This is a genomic window from Arsukibacterium sp. (assembly GCF_041616895.1).
Taxonomy (GTDB): Bacteria; Pseudomonadota; Gammaproteobacteria; order Enterobacterales; family Alteromonadaceae; genus Alishewanella.
Genome location: NZ_JBFJPY010000073.1, coordinates 1 through 17263, shown reverse-complemented (window position 1 = coordinate 17263; position 17263 = coordinate 1). Strand labels below are relative to the sequence as shown.

The 17263-nt window shown below is 47.4% G+C and carries 21 protein-coding genes; 15 read left to right on the top strand and 6 right to left on the bottom strand.

Translation table 11 applies throughout. The annotated features are described in order from the left end of the window. The 5 genes from ABY802_RS12340 to ABY802_RS12320 form a co-directional block, all read left to right on the top strand. Window positions 1–2058, top strand: a 2058-nt coding sequence (locus tag ABY802_RS12340) for an efflux RND transporter permease subunit (RefSeq protein ID WP_372627443.1), incomplete at its 5' end; no start/stop codon positions are given. Between the two features lie 249 nt (window positions 2059–2307). Further along, the gene (locus tag ABY802_RS12335) at window positions 2308–2868 is read left to right on the top strand and encodes a TMEM165/GDT1 family protein (protein WP_372627442.1); all 561 of its coding nucleotides are present in this window, start codon (window positions 2308–2310) and stop codon (window positions 2866–2868) included. A gap of 122 nt (window positions 2869–2990) precedes the next feature. Then, window positions 2991–3572, top strand: a complete 582-nt coding sequence (locus ABY802_RS12330; protein WP_372627441.1) for a hypothetical protein — start codon at window positions 2991–2993, stop codon at window positions 3570–3572. A gap of 34 nt (window positions 3573–3606) precedes the next feature. Next, on the top strand, window positions 3607–4083 hold the full coding sequence (locus tag ABY802_RS12325; protein ID WP_372627440.1) for an NYN domain-containing protein: 477 nt from the start codon (window positions 3607–3609) through the stop codon (window positions 4081–4083). 100 nt (window positions 4084–4183) lie between these two features. Then, complete coding sequence (locus ABY802_RS12320) at window positions 4184–4561, top strand: DUF1622 domain-containing protein (RefSeq protein WP_372627439.1); 378 nt, start codon at window positions 4184–4186, stop codon at window positions 4559–4561. A gap of 68 nt (window positions 4562–4629) precedes the next feature. Here ABY802_RS12320 and ABY802_RS12315 read toward each other — a convergent pair whose 3' ends face one another. Continuing rightward, on the bottom strand, window positions 4630–6081 hold the full coding sequence (locus tag ABY802_RS12315) for a diguanylate cyclase (RefSeq protein ID WP_372627438.1): 1452 nt from the start codon (window positions 6079–6081) through the stop codon (window positions 4630–4632). 234 nt (window positions 6082–6315) lie between these two features. Between ABY802_RS12315 and ABY802_RS12310 the strand changes: the two genes are divergently transcribed. Both ABY802_RS12310 and ABY802_RS12305 read left to right on the top strand, forming a co-directional pair. Then, the gene (locus ABY802_RS12310) at window positions 6316–7056 is read left to right on the top strand and encodes an esterase/lipase family protein (RefSeq protein ID WP_372627437.1); all 741 of its coding nucleotides are present in this window, start codon (window positions 6316–6318) and stop codon (window positions 7054–7056) included. Between the two features lie 263 nt (window positions 7057–7319). Next, the gene (locus tag ABY802_RS12305) at window positions 7320–7559 is read left to right on the top strand and encodes a hypothetical protein (RefSeq protein ID WP_372627436.1); all 240 of its coding nucleotides are present in this window, start codon (window positions 7320–7322) and stop codon (window positions 7557–7559) included. Window positions 7560–7581: 22 nt separating this feature from the next. Here ABY802_RS12305 and ABY802_RS12300 read toward each other — a convergent pair whose 3' ends face one another. Next, a complete protein-coding gene (locus tag ABY802_RS12300; protein ID WP_372627435.1) occupies window positions 7582–7920 on the bottom strand; it encodes a YajD family HNH nuclease in 339 nt (112 codons plus the stop codon). A gap of 33 nt (window positions 7921–7953) precedes the next feature. Continuing rightward, complete coding sequence (locus ABY802_RS12295; RefSeq protein WP_372627434.1) at window positions 7954–8634, bottom strand: glutathione S-transferase family protein; 681 nt, start codon at window positions 8632–8634, stop codon at window positions 7954–7956. Window positions 8635–8784: 150 nt separating this feature from the next. Here ABY802_RS12295 and ABY802_RS12290 point away from each other — a divergent pair, with 150 nt between their 5' ends. The 3 genes from ABY802_RS12290 (at window position 8785) to ABY802_RS12280 (ending at window position 11107) form a co-directional block, all read left to right on the top strand. After that, window positions 8785–9420 (top strand): SDR family oxidoreductase, encoded by a 636-nt coding sequence (locus ABY802_RS12290; protein ID WP_372627433.1) that lies wholly within the window; start codon window positions 8785–8787, stop codon window positions 9418–9420. Window positions 9421–9534: 114 nt separating this feature from the next. Further along, complete coding sequence (locus ABY802_RS12285; RefSeq protein ID WP_372627432.1) at window positions 9535–9915, top strand: BlaI/MecI/CopY family transcriptional regulator; 381 nt, start codon at window positions 9535–9537, stop codon at window positions 9913–9915. Then, entirely contained in the window at window positions 9908–11107 is a 1200-nt protein-coding gene (locus tag ABY802_RS12280; RefSeq protein WP_372627431.1) for a TonB family protein, read from the top strand. Before ABY802_RS12285 ends, ABY802_RS12280 begins: the two co-directional genes overlap by 8 nt. Before the next feature lie 89 nt (window positions 11108–11196). On the opposite strand, the gene rhlP is transcribed toward ABY802_RS12280, so the two are convergent. Further along, entirely contained in the window at window positions 11197–12066 is an 870-nt protein-coding gene (gene rhlP / locus ABY802_RS12275) for a rhombotarget lipoprotein (protein WP_372627430.1), read from the bottom strand. A 128-nt stretch (window positions 12067–12194) separates the two neighbouring features. Here rhlP and ABY802_RS12270 point away from each other — a divergent pair, with 128 nt between their 5' ends. Both ABY802_RS12270 and ABY802_RS12265 read left to right on the top strand, forming a co-directional pair. After that, window positions 12195–12938: a helix-turn-helix domain-containing protein gene (locus ABY802_RS12270; RefSeq protein WP_372627429.1), complete on the top strand. Its 744-nt coding sequence runs from the start codon at window positions 12195–12197 to the stop codon at window positions 12936–12938. Between the two features lie 94 nt (window positions 12939–13032). Continuing rightward, window positions 13033–13950 carry a matrixin family metalloprotease gene (locus ABY802_RS12265; protein WP_372627428.1) on the top strand — a complete coding sequence of 306 codons (918 nt, stop codon included), beginning with the start codon at window positions 13033–13035 and terminating at the stop codon, window positions 13948–13950. A gap of 26 nt (window positions 13951–13976) precedes the next feature. Here the strand turns inward: ABY802_RS12265 and ABY802_RS12260 are convergent, their stop codons facing one another. Continuing rightward, window positions 13977–14765 (bottom strand): hypothetical protein, encoded by a 789-nt coding sequence (locus ABY802_RS12260; protein WP_372627427.1) that lies wholly within the window; start codon window positions 14763–14765, stop codon window positions 13977–13979. A gap of 245 nt (window positions 14766–15010) precedes the next feature. Here ABY802_RS12260 and ABY802_RS12255 point away from each other — a divergent pair, with 245 nt between their 5' ends. Next, a complete protein-coding gene (locus ABY802_RS12255; protein ID WP_372627426.1) occupies window positions 15011–15184 on the top strand; it encodes a DUF3012 domain-containing protein in 174 nt (57 codons plus the stop codon). 210 nt (window positions 15185–15394) lie between these two features. On the opposite strand, the gene ABY802_RS12250 is transcribed toward ABY802_RS12255, so the two are convergent. Then, the gene (locus tag ABY802_RS12250; RefSeq protein ID WP_290611554.1) at window positions 15395–15907 is read right to left on the bottom strand and encodes a lactoylglutathione lyase family protein; all 513 of its coding nucleotides are present in this window, start codon (window positions 15905–15907) and stop codon (window positions 15395–15397) included. A gap of 99 nt (window positions 15908–16006) precedes the next feature. On the opposite strand from ABY802_RS12250, the gene ABY802_RS12245 reads away from it, so the two are divergent. Both ABY802_RS12245 and ABY802_RS12240 read left to right on the top strand, forming a co-directional pair. Continuing rightward, the gene (locus ABY802_RS12245; RefSeq protein WP_372627425.1) at window positions 16007–16915 is read left to right on the top strand and encodes a LysR family transcriptional regulator; all 909 of its coding nucleotides are present in this window, start codon (window positions 16007–16009) and stop codon (window positions 16913–16915) included. 126 nt (window positions 16916–17041) lie between these two features. Then, window positions 17042–17263, top strand: a 222-nt coding sequence (locus ABY802_RS12240) for a hypothetical protein (protein ID WP_372627424.1), incomplete at its 3' end; no start/stop codon positions are given.

The window sequence follows — 17263 nt, the reverse complement described above, 5'->3', positions numbered from 1 at the left end:
TTGCTCTCTTTTGTGGTGTTATATTTATTTTTACGCCATTTAACCACCACCCTGGTGGTTGTGTTATCGGTACCAAGCGCCATTGTGATTGCGCTGGGCGCCATGTACTTTATGGGTTACAGCCTGAATATTCTCAGCATGATGGGGCTGATGCTGGCCATCGGGATGCTGGTCGATAACGCAGTGGTGGTTACCGAAAGTATTTTCCGGGAGCGGGCCGCCGGTGGTGACGTGCGGGCGGCTACCGAACGTGGGGTACGCCGGGTAAGCCTGGCGGTGCTGGCGGGTACCGCGACCACCGCAATTGTGTTCTTGCCCAATATTATTGGCCAGAAAATGCAGCTGACCATCTTTTTAGAGCATGTGGCCATCGCCATTTGTTTATGCTTAGCCATCTCGCTGGTCATGGCATTAAGTTTAATCCCGCTACTGACCACCAAATTAACGGTATTACCGGTTACTGATACAAAAAGTAGCAAGCTTGATCGCCTGTATAAACGCAGCCTGCAACGGGTAATGGACTGGCCGAAATTGTCTACGTTAGCGGCATTGCTGGTGTTGGCCAGTATTGCTGTGCCATTAGGCTCTATAGGCTCAGACGATGGCGATAATGGCGACAATGGCCGGTTGTTTATTAACTATCAAATTCAGGGCAATTACAGCCTGGAAGAAGTACAGGCTGAAGTGACTCAGATGGAGGCTTACCTGTATAGCCGCCAGGACGAGCTCCATATTGAATCGGTTTACAGTTACTATACGGCGGGCTATGCCATGTCGACCGTGTTGTTAAAAGAAAAACCGCCGCTAAGCCTGGAGCAGTTAAAAGATAAAATCCGCAGTAACTGGCCGCCATTAGTGCGGGCAAGACCAATATTTGGCTGGGGCGGTGGCGGCGGTATGCAGCTACATTTGCTGGGTAATTCTACCGACGTGCTGATGGAATTGTCTGAGATGTTAGTTCCTATGCTTCAGGCATTACCCAGCCTGGAGGATGTCACCTCAGCGCTTAGTGATGATCAGCAGGAAGTGCAAATAATTCTGAACCACCAGCAGCTTGAACGCTATGGCATTAGCGCACAGCAGGTTGCTCAGAACGTATCACTCGCCTTACGTGGCATTAATTTACGTACCTTTCGAAGCCCCGAGCAGGGCGAATTGCAGCTGCGGCTGATTTATGATGAAAAAATCAGCCACTCGCTGGCTGAATTACAGCAACTGCCGGTAACCGAAGCGGACGGCGTAGCCATTACCCTGGCGCAGTTGGCTGAGCTTAGAACAGTGCCAAGGTTGTCGACTATAAGCCGCTTCGATCGCGCCACCGGTATTGCTATTCAGATGAACCCGGCAAAAGATTCCGATATGGATAAAGCCCGGGCAGACATTGAACAGTTAATGCAAAGTGTCGCCCTGCCAGAGGGCTATCGCTGGTCGTTTCGTGGTAGCTTTCAGCGCCAGGATGAAGAGCAGCAGGTGATGATGGTGAACATGTTGCTGGCGGTCGCCATGATCTACATTGTGATGGCAGCGCTGTTTGAATCATTGTTGCTGCCCACGGCGGTGATTGGCTCGCTGCTGTTTTCATTAGTTGGGGTATTCTGGACCTTCCTGCTTACCGGCACTGGCATGGGGGTGATGGGGATGATTGGCATGCTGGTGCTGATGGGCATCGTGGTTAATAATGGCATTGTGCTGGTAGATAGGATTAATCAGGATCGGGAATTATTTCCGCAGCAGGATTTGAAAATCACCATTATTCATGCCTGCGAGGCGCGGTTAAAGCCAATCTTAATGACCGTTTCTACTACCGTGCTGGGTTTGTTACCACTGGCGATGGGCGGCACCCAGATTGGTGGTGGTGGCCCGAGCTATGCACCGATGGCGATTGCCATTATTGGTGGGTTATTATTTTCAACCCTGACCAGTTTGCTATTAGTACCCTTAACTTACTACGGCCTGTTAAAGCTGCGAATCGCCTGCGGTCGACTGGTCGGGCGCAGCAAAAAATTAACCGACAAAGTGCTGTTAGCGGCGAAAACTGAGCATGCACCGCCAGGTTAATTTCGAGTTGCGCAGGGCGGGTAGAGTTCGTACAATACCTGCCGTCCTTAGGGGAGTAATCGGCCTGGTAATGTTAAGCAGTTCGTTATGCAATGCAAAATTATCAGGCGATCTGGTCAACATACTTGTGCCACCTGCACATGGCCTGATCATAATTGATGAGACTTAAGACATAGTGCCGGCCCATAGCGGGAGTCGATGTTATGTCTTTTGTTTTTTGCTACTAAAAGCATCCCGCCGAGAGTTGTAATGGACGCCTTATTTTCTTCCTTCTCTGCTGTTGCTATCGCCGAAATTGGCGATAAAACCCAGCTGTTATCTTTATTTCTCGCGGCGCGGTTTCGAGCCAAAGGCGCTATTATCGCAGGTATTCTGGTTGCTACTTTACTAAATCATGCTGCATCGGCCTGGCTTGGCGTCTGGTTGGCACAGTTTATTGCCCCTGCTGTTGGCCCCTGGTTACTGGGGGGCTCATTTATCGTAGTAGGGCTCTGGTTACTTATTCCTGATAAAGACGACAGTAACGAGACAGGCGTATTGAAATACGGGGCTTTTGCTGCCAGTTGTACTTTATTTTTTCTGGCTGAAATTGGTGACAAAACCCAGATTGCCACCGTTATTCTGGCCGCTACCTTTGAAGAGAGTGTGTGGTTAGTTATCTGGGGCACTACACTCGGTATGCTGGCAGCAAATGTACCGGTGGTATATACCGGTAGCTGGTTACTGCAAAACGTGTCGCTGGACTGGGCCAGGCGGATAGCCTGTGCCGTGTTTATTGTGTTGGGCCTGACAACCATTATTGCTGCCTGAAGCTGTTTTAGGTGACGGTGTATCAGCCTGGGTTCAGCAATGATCCGTTGTTATAGAGCTAACTCTTAAGCTTAATGCGCCTTGGCCTGAGCTGCAGGCTTTGTCGAAACAAGGAAAAACACATGAAATCAACGCCTTTTGGATTACGAATACGCATACTCGGTTTACTGATAATGCTACCGGTTTTAGCGCAGGCCGATACCGTACTAACAGAACAAAATCTGAACCGGCTGGAAGCCGCCTTACCAAAACTGGCAAAAATTCAGCAGGATGATGTCGCTTCACTCCATAACGTCAGGTTACAGCGCCATTGTGACTGGCCGCGCCATGCCACTGAAGTACGGGCGCAGCAACAGGGCAAAAGCTATCTGGCAGAGGTGGATAAAATACTGGCCGAGCATCAGTTAAGCCCGCCATTATTTATCGAGCTGACTGCAAAAGGAAGCTGGCCATTGCTGCAATCCCTGCAGCCAGTGTTGTCGGTTACCCGGCAAACGTTACCTTTTCTGCCGCAAGCCCAGCGCCAGCAAGCTGAGCAACTGCTGGCCCAAACGGATAATATGACCCAGGTAGTAGAGCCTTGTTTAAGCGAGGCGGATACTAGGGCACTGCGTCAGCATCAGCAGCGGTTAATCAGCCTTGCCAGCAAATTACCGGGCAGTTTATTGCCCGCGCAGCCGGGGTTTGCAGTACAAGTTGAATAAGCTGTAAACCAACAAAAGCCTTCAAAGGAGCCGGATGAGCAGCGTAACCATTTTGGTCGATGTACAAAATATTTATTACACCAGCCGCCAGGCTTTTGGAAAAAGCTTTGACTACAATGCATTCTGGGCCGAGGTGACCGCCGGGCGCAACGTCGATAAGGCCATTGCCTATGCCATAGATCGCGGTGATGAAAAGCAGCGCCAGTTTCAGAATATTTTGCGCGCCATCGGCTTTGAAGTGAAACTAAAACCTTTTATTCAGCGAGCCGATGGCTCCGCAAAAGGCGACTGGGATGTTGGGATCACCCTTGATGCCATTGAGTATGGTCAGCACAGCGATGTGCTGGTGCTGGCATCGGGCGATGGTGACTTTGCGCTGCTGGCTGAGCGGTTAATCGGCAAATACCAAACTGAAGTGGAAGTGTACGGTGTACCCAGCCTGACTGCCCAGGCCTTGGTCAATGCCGCGAGCCGGTTTGTGGCTATTGGTCCGCAGTTGTTGTTAGGATAGGTCACAATCCTTTAAGTAATCCGTTCGGTTATAACGATAATTTAAGTTAGGCTATGCTTAAAGCTGGTGACTTAACTGCAGTATTGCTAACGGAGGTATTTTGACACAAGGAATGACCGGTTTATTAGGTGACTGGCCAGAATGGTGCGCGGTGGCCATTGAGATGTTAGGTATTGGCATTATTACGATTATTGCCATTTATTCACTGCTGCACGGCATTATTCGCTTGTTTAAAGGCGACTCACCCCGTTCAATTCAACAGGAAATTCGCCAGCGACTGGGCCGCGCTATCCTGCTGGGGCTGGAGTTCTTAATTGCCGCTGATATTATTCATACCGTGGCGGTAGAGTTAACCTTTTCTACCGTTGGCGTGTTGGCGCTGGTCGTGCTGATCCGGACTTTTCTGAGTTTTACCCTCGAAGTTGAATTAACCGGTAAATGGCCCTGGCAACTGCAGCGCTCAAAAACGGCTGAATAATCAGTCGCCCCATAAACGGTCTGTTACCGAGGCCCGATAAGCTGACGCCAGAAAAGGCCGTGACAGGTTCACGCCAGACAGATCTGGTTTCTACCGTTCTGTTTGGCCTGATAAAGGGCCTTATCGGCGCGCTCAAAACATTTCAGCAAGTTTTCAGCAGTGTTTTGTTCAGCAACGCCAAAGCTACAACTTAGCCTGATATCGCAATGAAAAACATGTGTTGTCAGGGCCAGCGCAATTCGTTGACACAGCGCCTGAGCTTCGGCCGCAGTTGTTTTCGGGCATAAAATAACAAACTCTTCGCCGCCCCAGCGGGTAACCTGATCATGCTCACGCACCTTATCTAACAGGATTTTTGCCAGTTCCTGTAAAATGGCATCACCAACACTATGGCCATGATTGTCATTAATGTCTTTAAAGAAATCGATATCAATGACAATTAAGCTCTGTACACCCTTCGCCTGGGCCGTTCGACGTTGAGCATGCTGCATCGTTTTGTCAAAGTGATTGCGATTAAAGAGTTTGGTCAACGGGTCATGATTGGATAGAAATTCCAATTCAGTTATCGCGGATTCTAATTCATGTTGTGATTGCTCTAAGAGCTGATTTTTTTCCTGTAATTTAAGGTTGAAAGAACGGCTGCGATAATTCCATAACGTCAGTATTAAAATAATGACGATTGCGACTCCGGCAACCTGCCATAACAACTGGTAGTTTATGACGTCAATAACTTCAATCCTGGTCCACTTTTGGTAGATGTCGATATGCTCTTGTTCCGTGATATTCGCCAATGCCTGATTAATTACCGGAATAACAGCCCTGGCACTTATGACAACGCCAAACCTTAGTTCATCCTCCAGCCCAACCCAGCCTGCTACTTTTAAATGGTAAAGTGATTCTTGGCGAATTTGATTGTTTATGGAGTACAACGAACCAATAAATAGATCGGCATCACCGTCGGCAACGGCTTGTAGCCCTGCGGGCTCATTGTCCACTAGCACTAATGGTGTTTCTGGATAATAACGTTTTACATATTCGCTTAACCGGTAGCCTTCGGGCACGGCCAGTGAGCGGGTGCCGATATTTTCAATACTTTGTAAAAAAGGTTGTTCTTTTAAGGAAACCAGCACATTGGGTGAGCGAAAATATACGTCTGAGAAGTGCAGATAAGTTTCGCGTTCTGCCGAACGATTGAGCATTGGCGATAACTGACATTTCCCGTTTTGCAAATACTGCAGGGACTCCAGCCAGGATGTTGTGGGTACCAACTGAAACTGCAAGCCGGTTTTCTGGCTTATTAGACTGACATAATCAGCTGAGATGCCAATATGCTCGCCATCCTGAATAGATTCATATGGCATCCAGTCCGGATCGACACAATAGGTTAGCAACTGCTCTGATGTGGCAGCTTGATCTGCATGCGTGGCAAATGATAATAGGCCAGACCACACTAATAAACAGGCGCTTAGCACTATTTTCTTTAGTGTCTCAACTTTGTTTCTCAACTGACGTTTTGCCATACAACGTTCTTTTTGCGCGACTATTAGAATATTTTTACTGCCATTTATAAAGCCGTTTACTGCGGACACTACCGCGATAGAACCAACTGCCATTAGTTAATAGTAATGTTACTGAATGATAGTAGCGCTATATTGGCTAAAGCGCGAATAGAAGCAACAACCGTAGCGTGACAACTGCGCAGGGGTAAAGTAGCCTTGTTTGATTACACAAACAGACAAAAGTGACGATAAGCGATGCGGATAATACTGGCCTTGATGGCCTTACTGATGTCAGGTTACAGCGCAGGCTCAGATTGCGTTGTGCTGCTGCATGGCCTTGCCCGCACGGCTTCGGCAATGTCAACCATGGAGCAGGCATTAACCGACGCCGGTTACTTTACGGTTAATGTTGATTATCCTTCGCGCCAGCATATTGTTGAAAAACTGGCACCGATGGCAATTGCACCTGCGCTGGCAAAGTGCCGGGCTGAGCACAACCCGACGATTCATTTTGTAACCCACTCAATGGGCGGGATTTTGCTGCGGCAGTATACTCAAGACCATAAAATAGCAGAGTTAGGCAGGGTAGTGATGATGGGTCCGCCGAACCAGGGCAGTCAGGTGGTTGATAATTTAAAAGATGTCCCGGGTTTTGAAGCGTTTAACGGCCCGGCCGGTATGCAGCTTGGCACAGGTGAGCAGGATTTACCCAAACAATTAGGTCCGGTTACCTTTGAGTTAGGTATTATTGCCGGCACCAGCTCAATCAACCTGCTGTTATCAAACTACCTGCCAAACCCCGATGATGGCAAAGTATCGCTGGAAAACACTAAAGTAGCCGGAATGTGCGCGCTGGTCAGCGTAAACGTATCACACCCTTTCCTGATGAAAAGACAAAAGGTCATTAACCAGGTTTTACACTTTTTGCAGTACGGTAAATTTAGCGGCGAGAGTGCCGAACACTATAACTGCCAGGCACAATTAACATCGAGTTGAGCGATAGCGAGACCAAACTAAAACTGTGGATAGTCCGACGTTTTTTGCACTAGGCTAGTTGCTTGTTGCGTGCTGCCACGCCTGACTCAACGATATTGCTTACCGTTTGTCAGAAAACTAAACCGTTTGTCTGTAGTTTCTGTAAAACTGTAATAAATGTTTTGTAAGGTGGTGGTTGGTTTTTCTATAGCGTTACGCATGGTTGAAAAACAGGCTTTTCAACTTTATCGCAAGTTCGTCTTATCATAAAAGGTGAGTACCTAATGGAAACTGCTGTTATTGAAAGACGCCAGTCGACTAGGGAAATGCAACCGTTCTGGGATGAACTCAATCTGGCGCAAAAATTTTCGGTGGCCGAACTGCAACGTTTTGGTTATGAACTATCTTTCGTTCGCCATGCTACTTCAGGCAGTCTGGCAGTGTTAAGAGCCGGTAATAAGTTTGCCGCTATCAATCACGAAGGGGTGATTGATACCGCACCTGTCATCACCATACGTCATTAAACACGCAATGGCCGTTCAATGGTTACTTGGTTTTGTTTAGTAATGCTTTGAGGTCGGCAAACGGGTTATGGGTGGCTGCTGCTACTTTTTGCTCTGAAGTACCGCCATACATGACAAACTCGTGGAACTTATTGTGCTCGTTGTCGTGACAATAAATGCACAATAGTTCCCAGTTGCTACCATCGCTCGGGTTATTACTGTGGTTGTGATCGACATGATGTACGGTCAGTTCGCGCAAATTAGAATGGACAAATTCACGCGCGCAGCGGCCACATACCCAGGGGTACATTTTTAACGCTTTATCACGATAGCCCTGTTCCTGCTGCTGATAAGCCTGGGCGCCACTATTGTTTTTACTCATTTTATCCTGCTTTAATTCTGGTTGTTATGCTGTTTAGCTCTGCCGGTAATCTTTTACTATGCTGCCATACAGGCCCATTTCTGCTTCATGGCCAGGTTCACGCCAGCTTTCCAGTAATGCTGCCTTATACCAGGCCTGCATTGCCGGTAACTGAAGCAGCAGCTGAACATAGGCCATGGCATTGTTGCCTAATTTTAAACCAAAGCTTTGCACCCGAAATGCTACTGGCGCAAAAAAGGCATCAACGGCAGTAAAAGCGGTTCCTGTCAGGAAAGGCCCGCCAAACTGATTTAACCCCTGTTGCCATAACTCGTCAAGCCTGGCCAGCTCTTTTGCCAGCGCCGCCGGTGGATTATGCAGTTGTACCCGGGCACCACAGTTCATTGTGCATACATTACGCAATGTTTTAAAGCCCGCATGCATTTCGCTGGCGGCACATCGGGCATAATTCCGAGCCAGGGGGTCTGCCGGCCAGACGCCGACATGGCGCTCTGCCAGGTACTCAACTATCGCTAAGGATTCCCACACCACAGTATCGCCATCATGCAGGCAGGGTACGGTGGCCGTTGGCGAAAACTGCCGGAAATTGTCATAGTTATCCACCTGAAAGTGCTGCAGTTTTTCGTCAAAAGGAATGCTTAGTTGTTGCATCAGCAACCAGGGGCGAAGCGACCACGATGAGTAGTTTTTATTGGCGATAAACAATTGATACACAGGCACCTCCATGGCTTTAATAACTAAAGATTACGCTGGTTGTGCTATTGCTTCAAGCGCGCAACATAACCTTTATTCCTTTAAAAACGTTACAGTCATCCCAAGGTCTGTTCGGTGGCTATACTTTGAGTTTAATAAAAGGACTGAGTTATGAAACAGGCACTTATTATTGGCGCCAGCGGCCAAATCGGCAAAATGGCGACGACGTTATTGCTTGAGGCTAAGCAGCACGTCAAAGCGCTAGTGCGCGATAAAAATAAATTAAGTGAAATAACTAACCCTGGATTAAGTATCACCGAGCAAGATCTTGAGGGGGCATTCAGTGACGCTTTTGCTGGCTGCGATCAGGTGATCTTTGTTGCGGGCTCTGGCGGCGATACTGGCGCCGATAAAACCCTGCTTATTGATTTATGGGCAGCGGCAAAAGCGGTGCAGTACGCCAAGGCGCATCAGGTAAAACATTTTATTATGATTAGCTCGATTGGAGCCGATGACCCTGAAGCGGTTAGCGGTGATATGAAGCCCTACATTGTTGCTAAGCATCTGGCTGATAAACACCTTATTGACAGTGGCGTACCTTATACTATTATTCGGCCCGGCAGACTGACTGACGATACCGCTTCACTGAAAATCTCAACAGTCAGGCCCGAGGATGAAAACAAACTTAAAATCAGTCGGGAGAACGTGGCCAACGTGCTATTGCATGTTGTAACCAAAGCAGAGCCAAACAACCAAATTTTTGAGATATTTGACGGTGAGCAGCCGATTGAAACTGCGCTGAGTTAATTGTTGGCTGTTGTAAAACTCCCGCCGCTACAATAAAAATATTAAATAGCGTCTTGCGCTAATCGATTACATCTGTAATATTAATTGTATTACAGGTGTAATCGAAGGTGGATTATGTTAGAGGTTAGCAACGCGGAACTAAGTGTGATGCAGGTATTGTGGCAGCGCCAGCCACTCAGCGCGAATGAGGTGGTGGTAGCGCTGGGTGGTGCAAAAGACTGGCACGAAAAAACAGTTAAAACTCTGCTTAACCGCCTTGTCAGCAAAGGTGCTTTGGGGTTTGAGAAGGATGGCCGGGCATATTTGTATTATCCGCTGATTGCCGAGAAGGATTATCAGCGCCAGCAAAGCCGTAGTTTTGTCGAACGCCTGTTTGCCGGCAGGGTAGCGCCGCTGGTTGCCGGCTTTGCCAGTCAGAAAAAGCTAAATGCCGATGATGTGCAGCAGTTGAAGCAACTGATAACAGAGTGGGAGCAGGAGCAGCATCATGATTGATTTTTTGCTGCAGTTAACGCTGCCTGTATCACTGTTATTAATACTGTTAATTGCAACACAACAGCTGCTGCTAAAACGACTCGGCGCGGCTACCATGTATGCACTTTGGGCCACAGTACCGTTGCTATTGTTAATCAGTATGCTGTTATCTCACGTGGCACTGCCAGTAGATACCCTACTTGTTAAGCGCTACCAGGTTAGCTTGCAGCAGGCATCAATAGTTGTACAGGGAGCAAACTGGTTGCTTTGGTTTTGGCTGGCCGGCATAAGCCTGTGTCTGAGTTTCTTACTACTGAGCTTCCTTAACAACCGTGCGTTGCTTAAGCGGGCCAAACCGCTGCAACTGACATCAGTTCCAATTAAATGCTGGCTTGCTGACAATGACGCAGGGCCTTTTATCACTGGTTTTATGACGCCTTGCATTCTATTGCCACAGGACTTTTTTACCCGCTTCAGTAGCGTTCAACAGCAGCTTATTTTGCAACACGAGCAAACCCATTGGCGCCGTGGCGATCTGCATCTGAATTATCTTGCCCTTATTGTTGTTAGCGTGTTCTGGTTTAACCCGTTGGTCTGGTTGGGTTACCGGCAGTATCGCCAGGCGCAGGAATTAGCCTGTGATGCGCTGGTAATAAGAGATGCAGGCAAGGAAGAAAAAATTGCTTATGGTTATGCTTTACTAAGCAGTACTCAGCAGGCTCCACAATACTGGTGTCCGCTTATTCATTACTATGGAGATTTTAATACTATGAAACAACGCATTATGCATTTGAAAAATCAAAAGGGGCTTAGCAAAGCTGCAGTAGCGGCGGTTATGGCATTGGTTGTTGCTTTCACTCTGTTGATTCAGCAACCGGTTCTGGCGGGTAGCAACAAAGTGCAGCAATTGGTACCGGTTAAGCGCATCGAGCCACGTTACCCGATCCAGGCCGCCGAGCAGGGTATTTCAGGCTTTGTGGTACTGAAGTTTGATGTCACTGCAAAGGGAGACGTCACTAATGCCCAGGTGATTAAGTCAGAACCCAGCCAGGTATTTGATAAGGAATCTTTACGGGCATTGCAGCAATGGCAGTACAACGCCACCGGCGAGGCACATAAAGATCTGATGGTTCAGCTGGATTTTGAACTTGACGTGATAGAACCCGGTATCGAACGCATCAGTGTTACGCCACCGGCACCACCAAAAGGCTAACGCTAAGTTGGCAAAAGTGGAATAAAGCAGCGTGAGTTTGCCGGCAGCGCCTTTTAACGGCGCTGCTTTATTGCATTTGTATGGGAGTATTAAGTTTGCTTGTGCTGGTTTTGGCTATTGTACTTTCTGGCAATCGCCAGCCCAATCAAACAAAGCGGCAACAGCAAGTTGAATGCACCACCGGAATATCCCGCAGAACGTACAATTTGGATGTCATCCGGACGCTGCTTCAGGCGCACTGTAAAACTATTCAGTTCGCTTTCCAGATTAACAATCATCTCGTCGCTGGCTTCTACAAAGCCTTGCAGGCTGTCATGGCGTAATTTTTCCTGCAGGTTTACCATGGTGGAACTGCCTTTTATCTGGCTGGTGCCCGGTGCCCGAAACAGCAATTTTCTGCTCTCTATGGCGTAAACGGCAGTATCCATTAAAGTATTACTATCATTTTTCTGACCATTGACTAAATAGGCACCAACCAGGGTTAAATAACTGAGTGACAATTTACTGTCATCGGTAAATTGCACCTGATCATAGGACACCAGAGCGATAACATCGATGCCAAACATTGCCTTTAGTTGGTCCAGGTTAGCAAAGCTGCCGCCGCTACTAAGATAAGCGGACGGAATGATCTCAATATGTTCAACAAAAGACTGCTGGCTAAAGTGAGTGGCAATGTTGTGCAGTATTGCCATTTTATGGTTCTCTGTCAGGGTATTTGCCTGAACCTCTACCCAGGGCATGGCATTGCTGCTGCGGCTGTTGTGGTTTGCTGGTACAAAGGCAATACCCATTCGCAGCGGTAAAGTCAGTTTTGGGACACTGGTAGTTACCTGTGGTGCGGCAGAGTCAGGATACAAGTAACTGACCACACTACTGCGACTGCCGGTCTGCTGGGTAGCGCAAGCGCTAAGGGTCAGGGTAATAACACACAGTAAAACTATTCGGCCATAGATAAACATGCTGCACATCCTTAGTTAAGTGATTAGACGCCGCCAGCATAGGTTCACCTGGTAAAAAATAGTACCTTATTGCTTAAAGTAGCGTATAAATAGGCTTTTAGTATCGCTATGTAATACTTTGAGGCGCTATGTCACAAATCGATTTAATGCTGGATTGCTTGAAGAAAGCCCTGAAACAGCGGGGGATCAGTTATGCCCGGGTGGCGACACATTTGCAGCTAACGGAGGCCAGCGTCAAGCGGATGTTTTCGCTGAGGCAATTCAGCGTGCAGCGGATAGAGCAAGTGTGTCAGCTAATTCAAATTGATTTGGTAGATTTGTTACAGTTAATGACAGAGCAACAGCAGCGAACAGACCGGCTAAGTTTCGAGCAGGAGCAGCAGCTAACACAGGATCTGACATTACTGCTAATAGCCGTATCGGTGCTTAATCGCTGGAGCATGCAGGATATTCTGAATTGGTATAAAATTTCTGAACATGAATGTATTCAGAAGCTTGCGAAGTTGGATCGGCTTAAGTTGATAGAACTGCTGCCAGGCAATAAAATTCGCCTGCGCGTATCTGCTAATTTTGGCTGGTTGGAGAATGGGCCTATTCAGCGCTTTTTTCAGCAAAAAATTGCTCACGAGTTTTTCAACGCAAGCTTTAATAGTAAGGCCGAAAGCTTACTGGTACTTAATGGCATGCTTTCAGAGCAGGCGAATGCTGAGTTTCAAAAAAAGTTGAAGCGTTTGGCCAATGATTTTAACGAATTAAACCGGCAGGATGAAAAATTACCTTTAGCTCAGCGCAATGGGGTGAGCGTGGTACTGGCGTTACGCGACTGGCGTTTTGGTTTGTTTAAACCGCTGTTAAAATCTGATAAAACGTAGCGTTAACAAAAGATGCCAAAGCTTAGCTTTGGTAAATAATCATTATAATTACCCTTTTAGCAGTATTCTGTTGATACGCAATATAGGAAAAACGATGCTTGCCAGATTAGTGTTTCTCGCCCTGCTGTTAGTGGGTAGTTATTTGCTACTTTCGGCATTAGCCGGCGTATCGCGTTCATCGCCACAGGTGCTGGAGCAGCGGGCAGAGCAAGCTCTGGCGCAGCAATTGTGTAAAACACCGATACTATGGCGGATTGGTCAACTTGATCCCGCCTTTGCGTTAACGGCAGAGCAAGCCGAACAGGCTGCGCATAATGCTGCAGCGCAGTGGAATCGCGCGTTTGAGCAGGAACTGTTTCGCCATGACAGCATTGATGGCTTTCCAATTAATTTTCAATATGATGAACGTCAGCAGAATATGCTGCAGCAAGCGTTGCTGGAACGAAACCTGGCACGATACGACACTAACATCGATCAGCGCGCCGCGACGCTGAATCTACAACGCGAGCAGCTGCAGCAGCGACAGCGTGAATTTGAGCAGCAAAACCAAAAGCTGGCGGCAGATATTGCTGCATTTCAGCAGCAGGCCACAAATGCCAGAGAGCAGGACATAGCAGGGTTGCAGCAACAACAGCAGCGGTTACAACAGCGCCAGCAACAACTGCAGCAACAGGCAGAGCGTTTAAACGAGCAGCAGGCCCAGCTGCAGCGTGAAAACCAATACCTGAATGAAACGGTGGCCGATCGTAATGCACTATTGGCAGATCAGCAGCCGCTGCGGGTATCTGAAGTGGGTTTAATGGAGGTGACCAACACGCAGCGGCGAATGACCATCTTTGCGTATAGCACGATGGCAGCGCTGCAGCTGACAATTGCACACGAATTTGGTCATGCCCTTGGCCTTGGTCATACCGACAGTGTTAATTCGGTAATGCATTTTGCGCTGAATTCGCAGCAACGAAACCTGACAGCGGAAGATATTGCTGCGCTAAAGCTGCAGTGCGGCTTTTAATACGACGTGGAAAAATGTTGTGCAGGCTAATTTATACCATAAGGCGCCAAATAACGTTTAATTTCGCCAGTTTGATACAGATTGATGACGAAGGGATCAATAATATCCATTAATTGTTGCGCGATTTCCGGGTGCTTCGGGCTGTACGCCACGACATGTTGTCCTCCTACCGACAGCGTACCGGCGCTGATAACAGAAAAAACCTTGTCTGTTGGGGTTTCCCGATTAAAACGGGCCAATTCATATTGAATAAAGGCCTTGTCATCTAGTATGGCGTCTATTCTTTTGCTGAAAAGTAGCATCAGTAATCGCTTATAAGCGTGTTCACCGCCGATAAACATCACTTTACTATTTTCAGTATTTTTCTGTTGGGTTAAGTAGTCATCAAACGCTTTATCAGCATAGGTGTAGCCATCAATAACCCCAATGACGATGTCGCTCCAGCTGGCGGGCGAGCTGTATCTCCAGTCAGAATCGTGTCTGACAAAAAACTGATTATTGCCAAGCCGGAGTATTGAGTTGCCGGTAATAAGATCAGGGGCGTCTGCTTTATAAATGTCGGGTAATGCATGGGCTTCGCCGCTGCGCACCAAACTTAATGCTCTTTTATAGGGCACGATAGTAAAATTCATCGTATGATTTTTGGTTGCCAGCGCATCCCGCAGAATGTCGATAACAAAGCCCTCTTTCCCTTCAATTGCCGGATCACAAATAAAAGGGCAAAACGTGGAGTCAACAAACTCAAATTCATCAGAAAAAGTAAACTCGCTAAAAAATAACAAAATCGCAGTGATTAGCGCCGGGGTTCTCAACATTTAACCTCTCTCCCTGTATTACAGAGTTAATGTTAGTTGGCGAATAAAATCTGGCAAGCTGCTGGGTAAACTGTTTGCATTTCCAAACACCCTAAGGGTAAGTAATCTTTTGACATCGTAACCGCCTTCCGAAATCTTAACCTACATCTGATTTAGGCCAGTCGATACTTTGGCATCGCTAATAGAGCATTTTTACGTTAAGCGGGTATAATATTGCGTCGATGCACATCAAAATAGGAACAAATATGAAAGCAATAAGCCTGATTGTCGTGGCCGCAGTGTTACTTTTATCCGGTTGCGCACCGGAAGTGGGATCAAAAAAATGGTGTGAACAGTTAGCTGAAAAACCAAAAGGTGACTGGAGCGCCAATGAAGCAAAAGACTATGCTAAACACTGCATATTTCGCTCTGAAGAATAAACGGGTATTAACACGCTGGTATAGGGTAAAGCCCATACCGGCGGAAAGGCGGCTTTAACCTTAGTAATGAGTCGCGTACTGAAATGCCTAATACAGTACGTTATCGGCTGGCTGCGTTAGCTAGGCTTTAGCTTTCGCGGCAAGAAAAGCCTGTATCAGGTCGTTGTCAGTAATTGTACAAGTGGGCTTAACACCCACTGTAAAATATGTTTAGTTGTATGCACCGCTGGCATAATGTAACTCATAGCTGTGGCTGTAAATCTCCAGAATATTACCGAATGGGTCTTCCATATAAATCATCCGGTAGGGTTTTTCGCCCGGGTAGTAATAGCGGGGTGCTTTCATGCGCTTTTTGCCGCCGGCGGCAACAATGCGTTCAGCAAGCCCTTCAACATCAGGGTCTTGCACGCAAAAGTGGAACACGCCGGTTTTCCAATATTCAAAGTTATCTTCTGGGTTTTGCTGGTTTTTAAACTGAAATAGCTCAACACCAATCCTGTCGCCGGTAGACATATGGGCAATGCGAAAACGCTCCCAGCCGGCTCCGAATACGTCCGTACACATTTCTCCAATAGGTGAGCTGTCTTCAACGACATCTGTTGGCGGCATAATTAAATACCAACCTAGTACTTCGGTATAAAATTTTACAGCGGCTTCTAAATCAGGTACCGAAATACCAATATGCGAAAAGGTTCTTGGGTAGGTCTTTGCATTATCTGTCATGGTTCAACTCCTGCGTGGGTAATAGGTTGCTATGGTAGCTGGACAGGTATTTAATAAAAAATTATGATTGTTTATTAAATTGATAACGTGAACTTATTGATGCTGAATCCGTTGTGGTTGCAAACCTTTGTGAGTCTGGTTGAAACCGGTAGTTTTACCCGAACTGCACAATTACGTTTTATGACGCAGCCAGGAGTAAGCCAGCACTTAAAAAAACTGGAGCAAGCTTGTGACGCCGAACTGCTGGTGCGTTTGGGAAAAGGGGTCGAGCTTACCGAGCAGGGGCGCAAGGTATATCAATACGCACTGGCGTTGCCGCAACACGAAGATAAACTGCTCGATAGTCTGAAGTTTGACTCACTATATGAGGGGCGCTGCAGCATTGCCTGCTCAGGCGCTTTAGCGCAGCGCATTTACCCAGCAGTATTATTGCTGCAATCGCAGCACCCTGGCCTCTGTATTGAGCTTGAAGTTGCACCGCAAAGCAGTATTTTACAAGGCATAGCGCAATCCAATATCGAGCTGGCTATTTGCACCAGGCGTGATGATAACGACAATTTCAGTTATCAAAGCTGTGGCAGCGAACCGCTGGGCCTGATGTTGCCAGCAGATCGCGCTGCTAATGTTAGCAGTGCTGATATTGTAACCACGCTGCAATCACTTGGCTTAATACAGCATCCGGATGCGCTGCATTACCTGAACCTGTATTTCAGCCATTGTGGTGATGACGCCCTGGCCTCATGCAATCCAGAAATATTTAAGCGCTCAGGGCGGATTAATCAGTTATCGCAAATTTTACTGCCGGTGAGTTTAGGGCTGGGTTTTACGGTATTGCCAAGCAGTACTTTGCAGCAGTTTAACGACGCAGCAAAAGTGGCGATGTACCAGGCACCCAAGCAGGTGGTTGAGCCGTTATACTTTGTGCAATCGCGTCATCGGCAGTTAGCCGCGCGTTACGAAACGCTAAAAACAGCGATTTTGGCACGGTTAAGTAGCCCCATCAGCTAGCTTCCCGGCATCCGTATTGTTGCGTTCATAGTTTTTAAAGTAAGCAGAGCCTTGACCAGATTAAATTTTTAGCTAAATGTAGCCGCATTATTTTTATTCAAACCAATCCGGTAAGAACTTTACACCATGAAAATCCGCACTGCCCGGCTAGAAATGACGCCGCTTACAAAAGACGACTGGCCGTTGTTTCAAACGCTACACAATACTGAGCAAGTAATAGCGCAGTGTTTTGACCCACTACCCGACACCGTGCTGCAGCAGAAATTTCAGCAGCGTTTAGTACCGTGGCATAAAGGGGCTGATCATTGGCAATGTTTGGTGATACGACAACATGATACCGGCGAGGCG